This is a genomic window from Kyrpidia sp., from assembly GCF_023512215.1.
GTDB classification, from domain to species: domain Bacteria; phylum Bacillota; class Bacilli; order Kyrpidiales; family Kyrpidiaceae; genus Kyrpidia; species Kyrpidia spormannii.
Genome location: NZ_JAILZZ010000103.1, coordinates 1 through 3,370 on the forward strand (window position 1 = coordinate 1; position 3,370 = coordinate 3,370).

A 3,370-nucleotide genomic window follows, 5' to 3' on the forward strand; every position below is an offset into this window, starting at 1 on the left:
GGCCCGGGTGATCGTCCTGGAGCAGCTCTACAGGGCCTTCCAAATCCTTCGGGGTGGCACTTATCACCGATGATCAGTAGCCTTTGGCTTTAAAAACGTTCACAGCTTCGACACGATTCGACAACAGGGATTCGGACGCAATGATATGAAAACTACATATACAGGAGCCAATGCCACGGTAGAGACGGGGGTGGCGAGGAGATGAGGATCGACGGTGAACCAACAGGGGGTGCGAGCAGCGCCCTTGAACCGCTGTCGAGACCCCTTCTGATCGCGGTGGTGGGCAGTATGCTTCTGGGCTTTTTCGCGATGTGGCATTGCCCGGACACCTTCCATCTTCCTGACAAGCTTCCGTATATTTCCGTGCACTTTCTTCTTGAGCTATCATCAATCGCCATCAGTTGGATGATTTTTTCCGTAGGATGGCACGGTGTGGGAGAGAATGGTATCGGCAGTATGGCATTTCTCGGTTCCGTATTCTTGGCCGTTGGGCTGTTGGACGTCCTGCACACGCTGACCTATCAAGGTATGCCCGACTTCATCGGCCCGAGCGCCGCTCCGGTGGCCACTGCCTACTGGATGGCGGCCCGCCTGATCGAAGCGGTGGGGATTCTAATCGCCACTTTGTTGCCCGGGCGGCCGTACCGGCGCTGGGTGAGACGGGGATTGGCGACGGGCGCAATTCTCTCTGTTTTTCTGATTGCATGGGCAATTACAACTCGCCTGGATCAATTGCCTGCTTTATACATACCGGGACAAGGTTTGACCCCGTTGAAAATAGGCCTCGAATATGGAGTTGTGGTGGTGCACATCGCCACGATGGTCGCCATTGCTCGCCTTCCCGGAAAGTTGGATCCAATCGACCGCGGAGGAATGATGGTGGGGCTGGTCGCCGTGGCCCTGGGCGAGCTTTTTTTTACCCGCTACGTTCAGGTGACAGATGTTTACAACCTGCTCGGGCATATCTACAAAGTGCTTGGTTACGGTTTTTTTTATCGGGCCATTTTTATCCAGAACGTTCATGCCCCGTTTCATCAATTGCAACGCTCTCAATCTGAGCTCTTCGAGAGTCGGGAGTGGCTTTTCACAACGCTAAAAAGTATCGGGGATGCCGTCATTGCTACAGACGAGGGGGGCCGGGTCAAATTTATGAACGCAGTGGCGGAGTCCCTCACGGGCTGGTCTTCTGCCGAGGCCGTCGGACGTCCGATTCACGAGGTGTTTGACATTTTGAACGAACAGACCCGTCTGCCGGTGGAAGTTCCCGTCACAAAGGTTCTCCAAGAAGGGGTGCAGATCGGGTTGGCCAACCACACCTTGCTCATCCCGAGATATGGAAGCCCTGTACCCATCGACGACAGTGCCGCCCCGATTCGGGATGATCACGGACGGATACAGGGGGTGGTCCTTGTTTTTCGCGACATCTCTGCCAAGAGGATGTCGGAAGAACGGGATCGACTGGCCTCCCGGGTACTGGAAAGCATTTCCCAGGGGGTGGTGATCACCGATCCCACCGGGCGAATTGTTTCGGTGAATCCCAGAGCTTCGGAAATCACCGGATACACCTTGCCCGAGTTGATTGGACAGACCCCCCACGTCTTCAGTTCGGGCCGCCACGACCGCGCATTTTATGAAAAGATGTGGAAGAGCTTGACAGAAAGCGGTTTTTGGCGGGGGGAGATTTGGAATCGGCGTAAGGATGGCCGTTTCTATCTCGAAGAGATTGCGATCAGTGCGGTGAAGGACGACTCCGGGAATACCACTCAGTTTGTCGGCATTTTTCAAGATATCACCCAGAGAAGGCAGATGGAGGAGCAGATTCGTTATCAAGCGGATCACGACCCTCTGACTGGGCTCTTTAACCGAAACCGGTTCAAGGCTTTGTTGCAATCCGCCATTGACGAAGCCGGGAATACTGGCCATCTGGCCGTGCTCTTTCTCGACCTAGACCGGTTTAAATTTATTAACGACACCCTTGGGCACGGGGTCGGGGATCGGCTGCTTCAGGAAGCGGCCGGGCGTCTGGTGGCGATCATGCGTCCGGGAGATGTGGTGGCCAGGCTCGGAGGGGACGAGTTTATTGTACTGGTTCGAAGCTCCGGAGAAGAGCGAGAGGTGGCGGAGGTGGCAGAGCGCATTGCCGGCGTTTTCCGGGAGCCTTTCCGGCTGGACGGCCACGAACTGTACGTCACGGCCAGCGTAGGCATCAGTGTATATCCCCGGGACGGACTGGGGGGAGAAATCCTGGTCAAGAATGCAGATGCGGCCATGTATCAGGCCAAAGAAAGCGGGGAGACGTACCAATTCTACCGCCCGGAGATGAATGCGGCGACGGCGAAACGGCTGAATCTTGAAAATCGCCTTCGCCGGGCTCTAGAGCGGCACGAGTTCACCTTGGCGTACCAACCTCAGGTGGATTTTCGCTCCGGTCGCATCACGGGGGTGGAAGCTCTAGTCAGGTGGCTGGATCCGGAGGAAGGCGTGATCCTGCCCGGGACTTTTATCCCTTTGGCGGAAGAAACAGGCCTGATTCTTCCTTTGGGCCGATGGGTGCTCGAGCAGGCATGCGCGCAAACAAAGAGGTGGCACGAACAAGGGTTTCGCCATTTGAAAGTGGCCGTCAACTTATCGATGGTGCAATTTCATCAAAAAGACCTGCTGGAGATGGTCCAGGAGATTCTGCAAAGGACCCGGCTGGAACCGCGATTCCTCGAGTTGGAACTCACCGAGAGCGCAGTGATGCGCAATCCGGGGACGGCCATCCGCATCCTGAGTGAACTTCGGGACGCGGGGATCCAAATTGCTCTGGATGACTTTGGAATCGGCCATTCCTCTTTAAACTACCTCAAACAGTTGCCCGTGGACCGAGTGAAAATCGACCGGTCATTTATCCGGAACATGCCCGTTGATTCGGCCGATGTGGCTATAGTCACGGCCATTGTGACCCTCGCTCACCATCTGGGGCTGCGGGTCCTGGCGGAAGGGGTGGAAACGGACGCCCAGCGCGATGCTCTGCGTTCCATCGGTTGTGATGAATACCAAGGGTATGTGTTTAGCCGGCCCGTGGATCCGGGAGACCTGGTGCCTCTCTTGCAGAAATGCCTTCATGCGCCCAGGGACCTGCCCTGATTTACCCCTTTTTTGAATTTCTACACGTGATCTTGACCGAACTTCAACGGGGTGCTCATGTTCTTGTCCTGCCATGGGAGGAAGGTGAGCTGGTTAGCAACTCGCACCGCAAACTCTCCGGCGGTCGTCACGTCGATTCGCTATCTCGGGCAGACCTCCACCTCCACCATTGCCCGGCAAAATCGCACATTTACCATCACAGACCTGGGAGAACCCCGTTTCCACCCCGGGCAGGCCGTCT

Annotated in this window: 2 protein-coding genes; both read left to right on the forward strand. The window is 56.1% G+C overall.

The features are described from left to right. Positions 1–7: 7 nt before the first annotated feature. On the forward strand, positions 8–73 hold the full coding sequence (locus K6T64_RS16985) for a 23S rRNA (pseudouridine(1915)-N(3))-methyltransferase RlmH (RefSeq protein WP_353737842.1): 66 nt from the start codon (positions 8–10) through the stop codon (positions 71–73). A gap of 128 nt (positions 74–201) precedes the next feature. Beyond that, positions 202–3,129, forward strand: coding sequence for a bifunctional diguanylate cyclase/phosphodiesterase (locus K6T64_RS16480; RefSeq protein WP_288011252.1), 2,928 nt, complete (start codon positions 202–204; stop codon positions 3,127–3,129). The last annotated feature ends 241 nt before the right edge of the window (positions 3,130–3,370 follow it).

Excerpts from the sequence above, each read along its gene's own strand:
- K6T64_RS16480 (WP_288011252.1), top strand. The coding sequence starts at position 202 with ATGAGGATCGACGGTGAACCAACAGGGGGTGCGAGCAGCGCCCTTGAA.